This window comes from Peribacillus sp. P4_C12, assembly GCF_056402095.1.
On sequence record NZ_JBFUIB010001227.1, the window covers coordinates 1 to 505 of the forward strand.

At 30.9% G+C, this 505-nt stretch carries 1 pseudogene; it reads left to right on the forward strand.

Annotation, left to right across the window (positions count from 1 at the left end):
- Window positions 1–286 precede the first annotated feature (286 nt).
- Window positions 287–505: pseudogene (locus AC1DUW_RS32275) on the forward strand (hypothetical protein); the annotation flags it as partial.

The following is a 505-nucleotide window of genomic DNA, read 5'->3' on the forward strand; positions in this document are numbered from 1 at the left end:
GTTGAATTAGAATCTTTTTAATTTCATGATTCACATCTTTCAGTCTTTAGTTCATATGCTATGATTAGTAGTTGTTTCATATAATAATTAAAGACTGAAAGATGTGAATCATGAAATTAAAAAGATTCTAATTCAACAAGAGAATTTCAGGCTGTTATGGGAACTATAAAGAAATAATTAAAAGAATATTTGATTGTTTACATTATATTATAAATGGTATTACGAAAAATAGGTATGAAAATTGACAAAATTTATCATGGAATAGATGACAAGGAGCTGGAAATCATTGAAGGTAATTATGCAATGGACATATCATGCTTCAAAAAAACCAACTGCCGATTTTGTTTCCGATTGGTTGGATGCTGGTACTGCCTTAGTCATTACAGAAGATCTTGAAAAGGCGGGACGTTTGAAGGAAGTGGAATTCAAGGATGAATTCGATACAATTTGGACAAAAAAAGAGTTAAAGAAACTCTTAACAGAGGTAGAGGAGGAACCTCAGGAT